The organism is Paraburkholderia sediminicola, assembly GCF_046027825.1.
In the GTDB taxonomy this organism is placed as follows: Bacteria; Pseudomonadota; Gammaproteobacteria; order Burkholderiales; family Burkholderiaceae; genus Paraburkholderia; species Paraburkholderia sediminicola_D.
On record NZ_JAQQDU010000045.1, the window covers coordinates 1 to 15838 of the forward strand.

Consider the following 15838-nt stretch of genomic DNA (forward strand, 5'->3'; position numbering starts at 1 on the left):
GGGCTTCAATTGGACGCACAGCAGAAAAGTTTTGCGACAGCCTCTTCAGGGCGGGGAGGATGTCAAAAGGACATTGCGCTTGCCGTACCACGTTCCCAATGTACTCGTTCGAAGACATCGAACCTGTTTTTTTGCCACCAAAATACAGATTTCGTTATGGGCGGGATAACGAATAATAATTTTTCCGCTGAAATTGACCTTCGAATATGACCCCCTATGCTGGAGCCTTGCCCGGGACAATCGCGGGCAGTGTGGCAGGCACCTGGAAACCATCTTCGGAGAATTCATGAAAGCAAAGCTGGCGCGAGTGCTGCATCACTCATTGCGCATCAAAACCGTCCGGACCGTTCGCACTGTTCTTGCAGCAGCGCTCGGCGCGTCCCTCGCGTTCAGCGCCGGGGCGGCGGCAGCCGCGACCGCGGAGCCGCTCGGCATCGCCTTTGTCTACCTCGGCAATCCGGGCGACGCGGGCTGGACCTATGCGCACGAGCAAGGCGTGAAGGAGGTCGAGGCGAAATTCGGCGACAAGATCAAAGTGACGCGCGTCGAGAACGTGCCGGAGTCGGCGGATTCGGAGCGCGTGTTTCGCGATCTGGCGTCCAAGGGCAACAAGATTGTGGTCGGCTCGAGCTTTGGCTTTCAGGACTTCGAGTTGAAGGTCGCCAAGGACTTCCCGGACGCCGTGTTCGAACATGCAACCGGCTACAAGAAGGCCGCCAACTTCGCCACCTATGATGTGCGGACCTACCAGAGCGCCTACCTGGCCGGGCTGGTCGCCGGTTATACGACGAAGTCCAACACGCTCGGCTTTGTCGGCTCCGTGCCGGTGCCGGAGGTGGTGCGCAACATCAACGCGTTCACCATGGGCGCACGCTCGGTCAACCCGAATGCACGCGTGAAGGTCGTGTGGATCAATAGCTGGTTCGACCCGGGCCGCGAAAAGCAGGCTGCCGAGACGCTGATCGGGCAGGGCGCCGACGTGCTGATCCAGAACACCGATTCGACGGCGACGATGCAGACGGCCGAGCAGAAGAAAGTGCATGCATTCGGCTGGGACTCCGACATGAAGAAGTTCGGGCCGAACGCGCAATTGGGCGCATGCGTGAGCAACTGGGGCGTGTACTACACGCATCTGGTGCAGCAGGTGATGTCAGGCACGTGGAACAACTCGCCGGTGTGGTGGGGGCTGAAAGAGAAGGCGATCGATCTGGCCAACATCAACACGGACGCGGTGTCACCGACGGCGCAAAAGGCGTTGAACCAGAAGCGTGACGACATCATCTCCGGCAAGTTCAATCCGTTTGCCGGTCCGATCGCGGATCAGTCCGGCGTGGTGAAGGTCGCTGCGGGCAAGTCATTGAGCGACGCGGAACTGCTGCGCTTGAACTGGTTCGTGCAGGGCGTGGACGGTTCGCTGCCGAAGTAATGAATTGCCTGGTTTGCCTAAATATTATTAAAGATTAAAGGAGATCGCCCGTGAGTCTTACTGTTCCGACCAATGCCGGTGCTGCTGGTGTGGCGGCGACGTATCCGCCGCAGGGTTTAACGCCGACTCACGAGCAGATCGTGCGGTATCTGCGGCATTCGAGCCGGGTGGCCGAGCGGGCGACGCTGCTCGGGCACCATCCGTTTGGCGCTGTGCTGGTCGGCCCGGATCAGGAGACCGTGTTGATGGAGCAGGGCAACGTCGACACGGTGAATCATGCCGAGTCGGTGCTGGCTCGCGTGGCGGCGTTGAATTTCACGCCGGAGTACTTATGGGGCTGCACGTTGTACACGTCGGTCGAGCCTTGCTGCATGTGCGCCGGCACGATGTATTGGGCCAATATCGGCCGCGTCGTGTTTGGGATGACCGAGAAGCGCTTGCTGGAGGCGACCGGCGATCATGCCGAGAATCCAACGATGAGTGTGGATTGCCGGTATGTGTTCGATCATTGCCAGAAGCCCGTCGAGGTGATTGGTCCGGTGGTCGAGGTGGAGAGCGAGGTGATGGAGGTTCAGCGGAAGTTCTGGAGCGGCAGGTAGCGCGCTTGCCCGTCCGCTGGCGAGAGCATTGCCAGCCCGCAGAACCAGTCGCCGCCGTGTGGCTGATATTTCCACCGACCGTTGTTCGCCTTGATCACAGTGGAACACTGGTCATTCGCGACGATGCCGGGATGCGCGGCGGTGCATTCAAGCATCGCGGTTTCGGTTTGTTGCAGTGCGGGCATCGTCGCCTTGCGCTGAGTGTCCGGTTCGGCCGGCTCGCCTGGTGCACCGGGCCCAGCCGGCGTTCCCGTTCGCATGCTTTCGATCAGCCGTTGCAGTTCCTCGATCCGCGTCGCATACCACGTCCCCAGACACGCCGCATCGCGGCAATTCGCTTCCCGCCACGCCCACTTGCTGTCACTGTCGATGAGGAAGGCGCGTCGATTGATGACTCGCCGTCGTGCTTTCCAGTAGAGTTGTCCCAGCGTGTCATCGAGTTTCGAGAGCGCAGGGTCGTTGCAGATCATTCGTTCGGTGAGGGAGCGTCCTCTGTGGCAGTCGAAGCTGGTCGTGTGAGCGGGCAGATGCGTGAGCATCAGTGCGGCGGCAAAGATGGAGCGGAAGATTCTCATTATGGTCCCGGCAGTGCATGGGTTTTTCATGCAAGGGATGATCGGCTGAGTTGCCGGAACACAGATGCCCGAGAACAGCGTGACTTCGGGTGGGTGATTACAAAATCTTGCCTCGCGCGAACCGCACACCGGCATGAAAGCAAAGTGGGACGTAAAAACGGGAGGAAAAATGAAACAACACCTCGTGCCATGGCTTTACGCGGCGGCCGGCTTGATGGCACTGCCCGGAGTGGCTTCTGCTCAGTCGCAGGCTTACACGAACAGCGGTGTCAACGTGCGCGCCGGGCCTGCTAAGGATTACCCGATCGTGACGCAGTTGCCGGGCGGCGTCCCGGTTACGGTGATGGGTTGCATCAGCAGTTACCAGTGGTGTGACGTTGCCGCGCCGAACCTGCGCGGTTGGGTCTATGCGGGGCGGCTCAGCTATCCGTATCAGGGCAGCAACGTGCCGGTGATGAACTACGGCGTGGTGATCGGGCTGCCGATCGTGACGTTCTCGATCGGCACTTACTGGGGCAATTATTATCGAGGCCGGCCGTGGTATGGCCAGCAATCCCGCTGGGCGCACCATCCGCCCCCGCCACCGCCGAGGCCTGGTGCCGGACGGCCACCGGGCGGCCGTCCACCAGGAGGTCCGCCACCGGGTAATGCGGGTGGGCGTCCTCCGGGTGGTAATGCAGGTGGCCGGCCACCTGGAGGTCCGCCGCCGGGTAATGCGGGTGGGCGTCCTCCGGGTGGTAATGCAGGTGGCCGGCCACTTGGAGGTCCGCCGCCGGGTAACGCGGGTGGGCGTCCTCCGGGTGGTAATGCAGGTGGCCGGCCACTAGGCGGCCAGCCACCAGGGAATGCTGGCGGGCGTCCACCGGGCGGCCAGCAGCCGGGTAATGCCGGTGGCCGTCCACCAGGAGGTCAGCAAGGCGGCGGGAACAATCGCCCTCAGGGCGGTGGGGGAGGCAGACCGCCGGGAGGCGGAAACGGCGGAAATGGCGGGAACGGCTAAGGCATGGCGGGCCGGTCCGTCCGGCCCACCCAGTCTCTTCCGTACGCCGCGTTCAGCAACGCCGAGCTGACCGCCCGCAAGGTTTCCTGCGAGCGCGGCCATTTCGAATCTTCATCATAGATATAAAACACCATATCTTGTGAAAATGATGGCGCCGGCGCAAGCTCATCCTCAGTCGAAACCATGAGGAGTTCGCCGTGCTTGCCAAACAGTATTCGCACCGTTTGCCTTCCACCTATGACATGGGAATCATCCGCGAGCGTGCGACGCGGCGCGGCCCGCTGTGGGACGCGACCGAGGGGCTGGGATTCAAGGCGTTCGTCGTTCGTGAGCGCGGCCGCTATGGCGCCACGGCGAACGACTACTCCGCGGTCTATCTGTGGCTCGACGCCGAGCAGACCGCCGACTTCTTCATGGGCTCGCGCTTTCAGAACGTGATCGACGACTTCGGCCGTCCCGAGGTCGAAACCTGGCTCCCGCTCGATGCTCGCAAGGGGCCGGCGCAACGGGCGCTCGCGTTGTATCGCGACGAGCAGCCGATCGGCGAGCAGGACAACCGCGCCGAGTTGCGCGCGGCGCATACGGCGCAGAACCGTCGCATAGCGGAGCAGGACGATACGGTGGCTGTCGTCTCCGCGCTCGATGTCGCCAACTGGAAACTCATTCGTCTCACGCTCTCGGCAGCTGAGCCGGTCGCCACGCCGGGCCGCACGGTCTACGAGGTGCTGCATCTCGCGCGGCCAGGCATCGCGAGCCTGAAGTGAACGCCTGCGGTATAGGCAACTGTAGGGCGGGCGAAACCGCTTCGACAGCCACATCGGCGATCCCGTCGCCACCCATGCCGCCCCGCGCCGCTCGATGCCCGCGTCGCGCTGGCTGCGCACCTGGCCGGACTGGCGCTGACGGCGGGTGCGATCGTTGGATTTGCCGAATTGATGGTGCTTTCGCTTCACTGGCTGACCGGGTAGCCGGCCGGGCCGCGCACGTCGCTGCTATGCATAGCGATTAAAATGTGCCGGCCTCGCGTAAACCCCGGTGCGCCGCGTACACTAACTTGCCGATGTGGGGTTAGGGGGCGCACAAATGACTTGCGAAGCGACATCAGGTAACACGATGGGAGCAACGCCTGAGGGCACCCGCTACGGGCCGGATCGGGCCGAGGGGGTGCTGGCGTCGGAGCGTACGGTGTTGCGGTTAATTACCCGCAACACCCCGCTGCCGGAATTGCTCGATGAAGTATGCCGCCGCGCGGAAGCGCTGCTCGGCGAAGGCGCGACCTGTTCGATCCTGCTGCTGGACGCGGACGGCCTGCGCGCGCGCGTGGGCGGCGCGCCTTCGCTGCCGGCGCACTTCAGTGCCGCGATCGACGGCGTCGCGATCGGCCCAGGGGCCGGGTCCTGCGGCACGGCGATGTACGAGCGGCGCATGGTCGCCGTCGAAGATATCGAAACCGATCCGCTGTGGGCCGATTTCAAGCACCTCGCGTTGCCGCTCGGCTTGCGCGCGTGCTGGTCGGTGCCATTTGAAAACGATACCGGCAAAGTGCTGGGCGCGTTCGCCGTCTATCACCGCACGTCGCGCCGACCGACCGCCGAAGAAGAGGCGATGCTCCACGACATCAGCCACAGTGTCGGTCTCGCCGTTCATCAGGACGCTATGGCGCAACGCCTCGCGCACAGCGAGGAGCATCACCGGTTGGTGGTCGACCATCTCAACGAAGGCATTGTCGTGCAGTCGCGCGACGGCGTAGTGCTGGCCTGCAATCCGAGTGCGCAACGCATTCTGCGGGCGAGCGCGGACCTGATCGGCCACGACATTCTGACGGTAATGGTGCGTGCCTATCATGAGGACGGTTCCGTCGTCACTGATGCCGATCGCCCGACCAGTCAGGTGCTGGCGACCGGCAAACCCCTGCTCGGCGCCACGATCGGTCTGGAGTTGACCGACGGGGATGTCATCTGGATTACTGAAAATGTCGTGCCGATCATCAAGCCGGGCGACAGTGAACCCAGCTCGGTGCTGATCTCGTTCACCGACATCGGGCCGGTGCGCGAGGCGCAGCGGCAGCTCAAGTTTCTGGCCACCCGAGACCCGCTCACCGGCCTCTACAATCGCGCTTACCTGGCCGAGCGGATGCGCGAACTGATCGCGCCGTGTGGCGTGGCGGGGATGGGCGAACTGGCGCGGGTCGCCGTGCTGTTCGTCGATCTGGACGGTTTCAAGAAGGTCAACGACACCGCCGGTCATGAGGCCGGGGATGCACTTCTGTGCAGCGTGGCGGAGCGGCTGTCGGCGTGTGTCGAGCCGGACGATACGCTCGCGCGCGTGGGCGGCGACGAGTTCGTGATCGTGGTCAACGCATACGAAAACACGGGCCATCTGATCGCGCTCGCCCAGCGCATTCTCGACACGATCGCGGTGCCGTTCGCGGTGGCGGACAACGAGTACTACATGGGCGCATCGATTGGCCTCAGTCTGTTCCCCGAAGACGGTCACGACGTGGCCACGCTGATGCGCAACGCCGACTCGGCGATGTATCACGCGAAACAATGCGGCCGCAACAATTTTCAGTTCTTCACGGCCGAACTGAATCGGCATCTGCAGCGCCGCTTCATGATCGAGCAGGCATTGCGGCGCGCGCTCGCCACCAACGAACTGAGCCTCGTGTATCAGCCGATCGTCGACAGCCAGTGCGGCCGCACAATCGGCGCCGAAGCGTTGCTGCGCTGGTACAACGGCGAGCTGGGCAATGTCTCGCCGGTGGAGTTCATCCCCGTGGCCGAAGACGCCGGCCTGATCGTCGAGATCGGCGCCTGGGTGCTGGCACGGGCCTGCGAGCAGGCCGCGCAATGGCGCCGCACGCTGGCGCCGGATTTGATCGTCGCGGTGAATCTGTCGCCGCGCCAGTTCAAAAGCGGCCTGGTGGAGCGGATCGAGCGCTGTCTTGAACAGTCCGGGCTCGAGCCCGGGGCGCTGGAGCTGGAGATTACCGAGCGGCTCCTGATGAGCGACAGCGACGCAGTCCTGCCGATGCTAAGCGCATTGAGTGCGATGGGCGTGCGGATTTCCGTCGACGATTTCGGCACCGGCTATTCGTCGCTGTCGTATCTGAAACGGTTTCCGCTGCATAACCTGAAGATCGATCGATCCTTCGTCGCGGGCTTGCCGGACCATCGCGATTCGATCGCGATTACGCAGGCCGTGGTGGCGATGGCCCATTCGCTTGGCATGAATGTCACGGCTGAAGGCGTAGAGACTGCTGAGCAGGCGGCGTTTTTGCGGGCGATCGCTTGCGATAAGCAGCAGGGGTATTTTTATAGCCGGCCTGTCGGAGCGGGTGCTTATGCGCGTAGTTTGTCTGACGCGCAGGTGGGGTTGGCTGGCGTGGCACAACCGTCCTGACGCCTGCGGCCATGGAGATGGCCATGGCCATCTCCATGGCTGCAGGCGCAGCAAACCCACAACGCCTGTCGGGCTATTACGACAATCCGAGCCCACTGCCACGGGCATCCAGATTCGATTGTTCAGTTTCGCAAACAACTGCCTTCGCGTTCCTGGTATTTATCCGCGGTCCCGGTCTCCCTACAATCCTCTCATCGAATGTAAATTCCGCGCTGCGCCGTTGCGGCCTCGCGCGATGGGAGCCGTTATGCCAGCCTTGATTACAAACCAGCTTTATCGGCCATCGGTGGTCCTGCCGATGGTTGCCCTCATGCAAGTGATGGTGTCGCAGGATTTCAACCTCGGGCAGGTCGGCTGGGTTGTTGCGACGCGCGGTGCGCAGGCCGCACTGCAACGCTCGCGCGAATTGATCTGCGCCGCGCATTGCCACGCCTGAACACAATCGGGCGTAATCCACACCGATCGGCCGGCGTTGGCGCCTCGGCGGGGTGACGACAGATCGCAAGCCGGCGCGCGGACATTGCGGAGGGCACCAGGAACAACCGGAAGGGGCGATAAAGGCAACGCGAGGCGCTGGGGGTAAGATGCTACGACCTGCACCCCCAGCCTCGGGAGATTTGCCATGCCACAGCACTTCGACGCAGTCGTGATCGGCACGGGACAAGGGGGGCCGCCGCTCGCTGTCCGTCTCGGTCAAAGTGGCCGCAAAACCGCGGTCATCGAACGTGCGGCCTTTGGCGGGACTTGCGTGAATGTCGGCTGCACGCCGACCAAGTCGTATGTGGCCAGCGCCCGCGCGGCCCACGTGGCGCGCAACGCCGCGGATCTGGGCGTGCAGGTGGGCGGCGCCGTTAGCGTCGATATGGCAGCGGTCAAGGCGCGCAAGGACAGGATCATCGGTCAATCGCGCGACGGCGTCGAAAAATGGCTGCGCAGCGCGGATAACGTCACCGTCTTCAACGGCCACGCGCGCTTCACCGGTGCGCATACGCTTGCCATCCACCGCCCGGACGGCACGGTGACCGACGAACTCAGCGCCGACGAAATCTTCATCAATACCGGCACGCGCGCAGTCGTGCCGCCGCTCGAAGGGCTCGAGCGAATTCGCTACTGCACCAACTCCAATCTGCTCGAACTGACGGAATTGCCGGACCATCTGGTGATTGTCGGCGGCAGCTATATCGCGCTCGAGTTTGCACAGATTTTTCGCCGCTTCGGCAGCCGGGTGACGGTGCTGGTGCGCGGCGAGCGCGTGCTCACGCGCGAGGATGCTGACTTCGCCGACTCCGTGCAGAAGGTGCTGGCGCGCGAAGGGATCGAGTTTGTCTTCGGCGTGCAGCCCTCCCGGGTCGAACCGCATCCGCATCACGAGAACGACGTGTGCATTGGTTTTGAGCAGAATATTCCCGCGCTCGAAGCGTCGCATCTGCTTTTTGCCACCGGCCGTGAACCGAATACCGATGACCTCGGCCTCGACGCTGCCGGCATCGCGACGGACAAGCACGGCACGATTCCCGTTGACGGCCAGTTGCGCACCAATGTGCCGGGCGTATGGGCGATCGGCGACATCAACGGACGCGGCGCCTTCACTCACACGTCCTACGATGATTTCCAGATCGTCGCCGCCAATCTGCTCGACGGCGGTGCGCGCAGTGTCGACACGCGGATCATGACGTATGCGGTGTTCGTCGATCCGCCACTCGCGCGCGTCGGGCTCTCGGAGGCTGACGTGCGCAAGGCCGGCCGCGACGCGTTGATCGCCACCATGCCGATGACGCGGGTGGGCCGCGCCCGCGAACGCGGCGAAACCGATGGCTTCATGAAGGTGCTGGTCGACCCAGCGAGCAAGCAGATTCTTGGCGCGGCGATACATGGCATCGAGGGCGACGAAGCGTTGCACACGTTCGTCGACATCATGACGGCAGGCGCGTCGTATCCGACCTTGCAGTACGCAATGCACATTCATCCGACCATCAGCGAACTGGTGCCGACCTTGCTCGATGGACTCAAGCCGTTGAAGTGAGCGGGGCGTCCGGAAGCAAACGGGGTGACGAGCGCGATGGGAGAACAGGCGAAGCGAACGCAGGTGACGAGCATAGCCGGAGCACAAGCGATGAAGCGCATACTCAGCAGAGGCAATATCTTCGATCTCAGCGCGCCGTCGAGTCCTGATGAGCAAGTCGACGCGCTCGTGGATGAAGCCGGCGTGAGCATCGAGCGAATCGTTTCGAGAGGGCACGCAAGCCCGCCGCACTTCTGGTACGACAGTCCGCGTGCTGAGTGGGTTGTGCTGCTGAGCGGTGCGGCAACGCTCGAATTCGAAGGCGAGCGTGAGCTGCACCCAATGAAGCCGGGCGATCACGTGCTGATCGAAGCGCATTGCCGGCATCGGGTAGCATGGACGAGCGACGCGGAGCCGAGCGTGTGGCTCGCGGTTTACTACCCTGGCGTTCGCCGCTAACTGATCGCCAGGCGGCGCCAGAGGGCTTGATGGGCAATGACCGATAGCTGAGATCACGCCACCAGAACGGGATTACACTCAAACTGGCACGTATCCTGGAGCAAGATCATGACTGATGCCGACCCCAAAAGCACTTTTCGCGGTCTTCCGTTGACTCCGGAACAGGACGCGGAAGTCAGGCACTACATAAAAAAGCAGAAACAGCAGGGCGTGCCGTGGGATACGCCAGATCTGGCGGCCATGCTTCGAGACATGCTGGAACCCCCGGGCGATGACGACGCAGAATTCGATCCTGTTTTCGACGAAACGAAAGCGGCGGCTGAACGTGCAGCGTCTTCGATCGATGAGGCAATGGACCCGATTGAAGCCAGTGAAGAGCGGAATGCGGCCATGGAAATCGAGGCCATGAAGGGCATGAGGCGTTGAGTCTGCTGCATCACAAAACTATCGACGGGCGGCGCGGATCGACCCGGCGGGACAGTCGCGTGTCCACCACGAATCAGGGGAAAACATGAGCATTAGCATCGTCAGGCTTGGGTCTCCGAGGGCGGCCGACGAAGGGGTGCGTATCGGTACCGTTCGGCGGCCGCCACGCGGCGTACCCCGCGCAGAATTCGCCACCCGCGACTACTACGATGTGTGGCTGCCTAATCTGTCGCCGGATGCGGAGTTGGTCAAAGAAGCAAAGGCGATGACGAGCGACGCCGATTGGGCCGCGTTCGCGAAAAAATTCCGCACGGAGATGAATGGTGGCGATGCCAGCAAGGTGCTGGACCTGCTTGCCGCATTGTCAAAAACGACAAACTTTTCCGTCGGCTGCTACTGCGAGGATGAAAGCCGGTGCCATCGCAGCATTCTTCGCCAATTGTTAAGCGAGCGGGGTGCACTGATCAGGTAGTGCGGGCAAGCGCGGCCGGCATTCGACAAGTCCCGTTGTCATCGCCGATAATCGGCAGCGTGCGTGCGTGCGTGCGTGCGTGCGTGCCTGGCTGGGCGGCGCGCAGACTGCGGCGGGTCCGGCTGGCAATTGCGGTGCGCCATGCCCGCAAGCACATGCCTTCACAATCGCGACAACATAATCAGGAAACCGACCGATGGGCAAGGGACGCGTCGAAGCCTTCAGCGATGGCGTGATCGCCATCATCATCACGATCATGGTGCTCGAGTTGAAGGTGCCGGGAGGTTATGACCTTGCCGCGTTGCGCCCCGTGCTCCCCGTGTTCTGCGCCTACGTGCTGAGCTTCATCTACGTCGGCATCTACTGGAACAATCACCATCACATGTTCCATGCCGTGCAGAAGGTCAACGGCGCGGTGCTGTGGGCCAATCTGCATCTGCTGTTCTGGTTGTCGCTGCTGCCGGCCGTGACCCATTGGGTCGGCGAAAACCATCTCGCCGCCTGGCCGACCGCGATGTACGGCGTCGTGCTGTTCATGTCGGCGATTGCGTATTTCATTCTGACCCGCGTGCTGATCCGCGAGCACGGCACGCAGTCGACGATCGCGAAGGCGGTCGGCAACGACTTCAAGGGCAAGGTCTCGGTCATCATTTATCTGGCGGGCATTGCGCTGGCATTCGTTCATCCGTGGCTCTCGGCTGCGCTTTACACGCTGGCCGCGGCGTGGTGGCTGGTGCCCGACCGGCGCATCGAACACGTGCTGGAAGCGTAAGCATGCAGCAGGCAGACTAAGGCCGATTGGCCGATACTCGCATCATGACTTCGCGTACCCCAAGTTCCCCAGCCACCCGAATCGGCCTGATCTCCGACACGCACAACCTTGTGCGTCCTGAAGCCTTGCAGTACCTCGCAGGCTGCGATGCGATCATTCACGCGGGCGATATCTGCAATCAGGCGGTGCTCGATGCACTCGCGCAGATCGCGCCGGTTACCGCCGTGCGGGGCAATAACGATATCAGCGAGCCGGTTGCCTCGCTGCCGATGCGCGCAAAACTGACCATCCAACAGGTGACGATCCTCATCGTGCATGACATCGCCGACGTGGGCGACGATCCGTGTCGTGAAGGCATTGACGTGGTCGTGACGGGGCACTCGCATAAGCCCATGATCAGCGAGCGCGACGGGGTGCTGTTCGTCAATCCAGGCAGCGCCGGACCGAGGCGTTTCAAGTTGCCGATTTCCGCCGGCATGCTAATCGTTGAAGGCGCGCACGCAAGCGCGACGTTCGATTCTCTCGTGACATAAAAAAACGGGCCGGCAAAAATTTGCCGGCCCGTTTTGGGGCACACTGGTGCTAGTCGTTGCGGTTTACTGCCGCCGTATGCAACTGCGAGTGATACCCGCAGAGCTTCGGCGGCTAGGCGTCGCGCCAGTCAGAATCAGGCACGCGCCGTAGCCGCGGCAGCGTAACCTTCATCCATCTCCGCCGCTTCACGCTCGCCGCGCAGCACCGCATGCGCTTCCGCACGCGTTGCGACACACGGACCCGAGCCGAGCAGCGGCTTGCGGGCCGTTTCACGCAGTGCCAACACCGACACGATACCGATGAGCGACGCGCCCATCAGGTAGTACGCGGGCATCATCAGATTGCCGGTGCTCTCGACCAGCCACGCCGTGACGAGCGGCGTCGTCCCGCCGAACAGCGACACCGAAATGTTGAAGCCGATCGCGAGCGCACCGTAGCGGATCTTCGTCGGGAACAGCGCCGGCAGCGCCGACGGCATCACGCCGGTAAAGCACGACAGCAGCACACCAAGGATCATCAGTCCGCCGAACACGGGCAGCACTGCACCCATGCGTATCAGCAACAGGGCGGGAATCGACAGCACGAACAGACCCACGCAGCCGAACAGCATCACCGGCTTGCGGCCGATCGTGTCGGACAGGCGGCCGGCTGCCAGCGTCATTGGCATCATCAGCACCATTACGAGCAGCACGAGGAAGAGACCGTGCGTTTCATTGAAGTGCAGCGTGGCCGACAGATAGCTCGGCAGATACGAGAGCGCCATGTAATCGGTGACGTTGAAGATCAGCACGAGGCCGACGCACAGCAGAAGCGGCTTCCACTGCTGCATGAGCAACTCGCGGAAGGATTGCTTCGGGAGCGCTTTGTCTTCGGCTTCGCGTTGCTCGGCCTGCTTCTTGAACGCGGGGGTTTCTTCGAGCTTCATCCGGATGTAGAGGCCAATCAAGCCCAGCGGACCTGCGATCAGGAACGGCACACGCCAGCCCCACGAGAGCAGTGCCTCGCTCGACAGCGTGGCCGTCAGGAGCACGACCGTACCCGCGCCGAGCACGTAGCCGATCAGCGTGCCGAATTCGAGGAAGCTGCCCATGAAGCCGCGGCGCTTGTCCGTCGAGAATTCGGCGATGAAGGTCGCGGCACCGCCGTACTCACCCCCCGTCGAGAAGCCTTGCACCAGGCGTGCGACCAGCAGCAACACCGGCGCGAAAATGCCGATTGTCGCGTAGCTCGGAATCAGGCCGATCGCGAGCGTGCCGGCCGCCATCATGATCATCGTCATGGCCAGCACGCGCTGTCGGCCGATGCGGTCGCCCAGCGGCCCGAACACCATGCCGCCGATCGGCCGCACCAGGAACGCCGCGGCAAACGTGCCGAACGTGGCGAGCAACTGCGCGGCGGGACTGGCCGACGGGAAGAACACTTTGCCGAGCGTGACAGCAATGTAGCTGTACACGCCGAAATCGAACCATTCCATCGCGTTGCCGAGCGCCATGGCGCCGACGGCTCGCTTGAGGAGGGATTTGTCGACAACGGTGATGTCGTCGAGTGATAGGCGTTGTTCTTCTTTGTGGTGTCGCCAGAAGCCGTTGCTGGAAGCGGTCAAGGTGAAAACTCCAATGACTGCGACGAAACTCATGAAAACGTGCATGAACGTTCCGCCACGGGTGCTGGGGAAGTGTGGTTTCGCGAGCAGCGCGATGGCGTTTCTCTCGCCCGAAGGCGATCGAAATGGGCGTGAAAATGAAAACAGAACGCCCGTGCCTCGCGAACGATTCGCGAAAGAACACTCGTCTAGATTGTGCTGACTGTTGCATCTGCGTGGCCGTGGAAGGGGGGCAGATGCATGAGGACGCTGGGGTGGCTGAAAGCTGGCCCAGGCGCCGCTGGAAGGCTTGAAACGAAAAAGGCCGGCGCTGGATCGCCGCTCACGGTGTGAGTTGAAGCGGGGAAACGACCGACAAGCCTTCTTGTATAAAACTGTTCGATTCAGCGTGGCAGCGTGCAGGAAAAGGCACGGTGAGCCAGCTTGAAAAGAGCGCGAATGAGGGTGAAATGCAGTTGGAACGATGAACATGATAGCACGATGACAGAGGATCGTGCAAACGCCGGGTTCGGCGGGAGGGTCGGGTAAGGCCTTCAATCCCTTGTGGGGTGGGGGATTGAGCGGATTGCGGCGGTATGGAAAGAAGGCTTAAAACTGGCCGGAAATGGTCCAGTTAGGGAATTTTGCCGACGGGGAGAAAGCGGCGAAGAGTACAACCGGAAGCCGGCACATCGAATGGTGAGAGAAGCGAAGAAAAAGCCACGAATATTTCGCATATCGAGTGGGGAAAAGCGCGGCGAACGGGCGGCAATCAGGTGGCAATCAGGCGAAAAAAATCCGCGCTCGCGGCGCGGATTTTTCATTGGGCCGATCGCCAAGGCTGGCGTGCAGCCGAAAGCGCTTACTCGGCTGCCGGCGGCACGTAGCCCTGCGCCGTATCCGCGCCTTCGCCGAAGAAGAACTTTTCAGTCTGCTTCATCAGATATTGGCGTGCGCGCGGATCGGCCATGTTCAGGCGGTTTTCGTTGATCAGCATGGTTTGCTGCTTCAACCAGGCCTGCCAGGCTTCCTTCGAAATGCTTTCGTAGATCCGCTTGCCGAGTTCGCCCGGCAGCGGCGGGAAATCGAGACCTTCGGCTTCCTTGCCGAGCTTCGCGCATTGAACCATACGAGTCATGCTGTGCTTCTCCTTTAATCGATGTGGGGGCGGGCAGGCGCTCTTTATAGGGAGCGGCTCAGAGCTGTTTCATCAGCACGAGCGACTTGCGCTGCCAGTTATAGAGTCGGCGACGGTCTTCCGGCAGGTCGTCCACCGTGACCTTGACGAAGCCGCGCTTGAGAAACCAGTGTTCGGTGCGCGTAGTGAGCACGAAAATCCGCGTCAGGCCGCGTGCCCGGGCGCGTTGTTCGATGCGCTTGAGCAGGCGCTCGCCGTCGCCGGTGCCTTGCGCTTCAGGCGCGACCGTGAGGCACGCCATTTCGCCGATGCGCTCCTGCGGGTACGGGTAAAGCGCCGCGCAGCCGAACAGCACGCCATCGTGCTCGATCACCGAGAAATGGTCGATGTCGCGTTCGATCTGGTGGCGGCCTCGCCGTACCAGCGTGCCGTCGGATTCGAGCGGCTCGATCAGCGAGAGAATACCGCCGACGTCGTCCGGTGTGGCTTCGCGCAGACTTTCGAGGTTTTCGTACGAGATCATCGTGCCCACACCGTCGTGCAGGAACAGTTCGAGCAGCAGGCTGCCGTCGAGCGCGTAGGGGATGATGTGCGCCCGTGCCACGCCGCCGCGGCAGGCGCGGATCGAATGCTTCAGGTAGAACGCGGCGTCGCCGGTGACTTCGCCGCTTTCATGCAGCTTGTAGGCGTCATCGAGCGACAGTTCGCGGACCAGTTCAGGACCTTCTTCGCCGGTTTCCATCAGGCCAGGCGTTTCGGTCAGGAACACGATTTTGTCGGCGCGCAGCGCGATGGCCGCCGCCGAGGCGACGTCTTCCATCGACAGATTGAATGCCTCGCCAGTGGGCGAGAAGCCAAGCGGCGACAGCAGCACCAGCTTGCGGCTCGCGAGCGAATGACGGATCGAATCCGCGTCGATCTTGCGTACCACGCCGGTGTGGGCGAAATCGACGCCGTCCAGAATGCCGACCGGGCGCGCTGTCACGAAGTTGCCGGACACCACGCTGATGTGCGCGTGCGCCATCGGCGTGTTCGGCAAACCCTGGCTGATCGCGGCTTCGATATCCAGACGGACTTCGCCGGCTGCTTCTTTCGCGGACTCCAACGCGCGCGCGTCGGTAATGCGCATGCCGTGCGAAAACTCGGATTCGACGCCGTGCAGGCTCATCTGCTCTTCGACCTGCGGTCGCGAGCCGTGCACCAGAACGATCTGGATGCCCATGGCCTGCAGCAGCGCGATATCGGACACGAGCGCATTCAGGAGCCCCTGATGCACCACCTCGCCACCGAAACCGACGACGAACGTCTTGTTACGGAACGCATGGATATAGGGGGCGACTGAACGCATCCAGTCGACGAATTGCGCGTGCTGGGCGAGATCTTCCGGTGCTCCGGCGGGGGCCGGAACGCTCGCGGGCGCGGGGACGAGGTCGGTTTGGGAATTCATGCCG

17 protein-coding genes are annotated in these 15838 nt (G+C 62.5%); 13 read left to right on the top strand and 4 right to left on the bottom strand.

Annotated features, from left to right (window positions below; all coding sequences use genetic code 11):
• The 3 genes from PQQ96_RS23320 to PQQ96_RS23330 all read left to right on the top strand — a co-directional run.
• The coding region (locus tag PQQ96_RS23320) for a hypothetical protein (RefSeq protein ID WP_408297073.1) at positions 1-210 on the top strand (210 nt) is incomplete at its 5' end.
• Positions 211-286: 76 nt separating this feature from the next.
• A complete protein-coding gene (locus PQQ96_RS23325) occupies positions 287-1426 on the top strand; it encodes a BMP family ABC transporter substrate-binding protein (protein WP_408297074.1) in 1140 nt (379 codons plus the stop codon).
• 50 nt (positions 1427-1476) lie between these two features.
• The gene (locus PQQ96_RS23330; RefSeq protein WP_408297076.1) at positions 1477-2025 is read left to right on the top strand and encodes a nucleoside deaminase; all 549 of its coding nucleotides are present in this window, start codon (positions 1477-1479) and stop codon (positions 2023-2025) included.
• Here PQQ96_RS23330 and PQQ96_RS23335 read toward each other — a convergent pair.
• Complete coding sequence (locus PQQ96_RS23335; RefSeq protein WP_408297077.1) at positions 1998-2600, bottom strand: lysozyme inhibitor LprI family protein; 603 nt, start codon at positions 2598-2600, stop codon at positions 1998-2000. The two genes, PQQ96_RS23330 and PQQ96_RS23335, sit on opposite strands and share 28 nt — an antisense overlap.
• 169 nt (positions 2601-2769) lie before the next feature.
• Here PQQ96_RS23335 and PQQ96_RS23340 point away from each other — a divergent pair, with 169 nt between their 5' ends.
• The 10 genes from PQQ96_RS23340 (at position 2770) to PQQ96_RS23385 (ending at position 11666) form a co-directional block, all read left to right on the top strand.
• Positions 2770-3600 carry an SH3 domain-containing protein gene (locus tag PQQ96_RS23340; RefSeq protein ID WP_408297079.1) on the top strand — a complete coding sequence of 277 codons (831 nt, stop codon included), beginning with the start codon at positions 2770-2772 and terminating at the stop codon, positions 3598-3600.
• A gap of 197 nt (positions 3601-3797) precedes the next feature.
• Entirely contained in the window at positions 3798-4364 is a 567-nt protein-coding gene (locus PQQ96_RS23345) for a DUF4865 family protein (RefSeq protein ID WP_408297081.1), read from the top strand.
• A 319-nt stretch (positions 4365-4683) separates the two neighbouring features.
• On the top strand, positions 4684-7002 hold the full coding sequence (locus PQQ96_RS23350; protein WP_408297082.1) for a putative bifunctional diguanylate cyclase/phosphodiesterase: 2319 nt from the start codon (positions 4684-4686) through the stop codon (positions 7000-7002).
• Between the two features lie 247 nt (positions 7003-7249).
• Positions 7250-7438, top strand: coding sequence for a hypothetical protein (locus PQQ96_RS23355; RefSeq protein WP_172313706.1), 189 nt, complete (start codon positions 7250-7252; stop codon positions 7436-7438).
• A 186-nt stretch (positions 7439-7624) separates the two neighbouring features.
• A complete protein-coding gene (locus tag PQQ96_RS23360) occupies positions 7625-9025 on the top strand; it encodes an FAD-containing oxidoreductase (protein ID WP_408297084.1) in 1401 nt (466 codons plus the stop codon).
• 90 nt (positions 9026-9115) lie between these two features.
• Complete coding sequence (locus PQQ96_RS23365; protein WP_408297086.1) at positions 9116-9463, top strand: cupin domain-containing protein; 348 nt, start codon at positions 9116-9118, stop codon at positions 9461-9463.
• 108 nt (positions 9464-9571) lie between these two features.
• Complete coding sequence (locus PQQ96_RS23370) at positions 9572-9889, top strand: hypothetical protein (RefSeq protein WP_408297087.1); 318 nt, start codon at positions 9572-9574, stop codon at positions 9887-9889.
• An 85-nt stretch (positions 9890-9974) separates the two neighbouring features.
• Positions 9975-10361 carry a DUF488 domain-containing protein gene (locus PQQ96_RS23375; RefSeq protein ID WP_408297088.1) on the top strand — a complete coding sequence of 129 codons (387 nt, stop codon included), beginning with the start codon at positions 9975-9977 and terminating at the stop codon, positions 10359-10361.
• 196 nt (positions 10362-10557) lie between these two features.
• Positions 10558-11133 (top strand): TMEM175 family protein, encoded by a 576-nt coding sequence (locus tag PQQ96_RS23380; protein WP_408297089.1) that lies wholly within the window; start codon positions 10558-10560, stop codon positions 11131-11133.
• A gap of 44 nt (positions 11134-11177) precedes the next feature.
• On the top strand, positions 11178-11666 hold the full coding sequence (locus PQQ96_RS23385; RefSeq protein WP_408297091.1) for a metallophosphoesterase family protein: 489 nt from the start codon (positions 11178-11180) through the stop codon (positions 11664-11666).
• A 134-nt stretch (positions 11667-11800) separates the two neighbouring features.
• Here the strand turns inward: PQQ96_RS23385 and proP are convergent, their stop codons facing one another.
• From proP to argA, 3 genes are all read right to left on the bottom strand, one after another.
• Positions 11801-13303, bottom strand: coding sequence for a glycine betaine/L-proline transporter ProP (proP, locus tag PQQ96_RS23390; RefSeq protein WP_408297092.1), 1503 nt, complete (start codon positions 13301-13303; stop codon positions 11801-11803).
• A gap of 808 nt (positions 13304-14111) precedes the next feature.
• Positions 14112-14387, bottom strand: coding sequence for an oxidative damage protection protein (locus tag PQQ96_RS23395; protein ID WP_082855080.1), 276 nt, complete (start codon positions 14385-14387; stop codon positions 14112-14114).
• A gap of 58 nt (positions 14388-14445) precedes the next feature.
• Positions 14446-15834, bottom strand: coding sequence for an amino-acid N-acetyltransferase (argA, locus tag PQQ96_RS23400; protein WP_408297094.1), 1389 nt, complete (start codon positions 15832-15834; stop codon positions 14446-14448).
• Between the last annotated feature and the right edge of the window lie 4 nt (positions 15835-15838).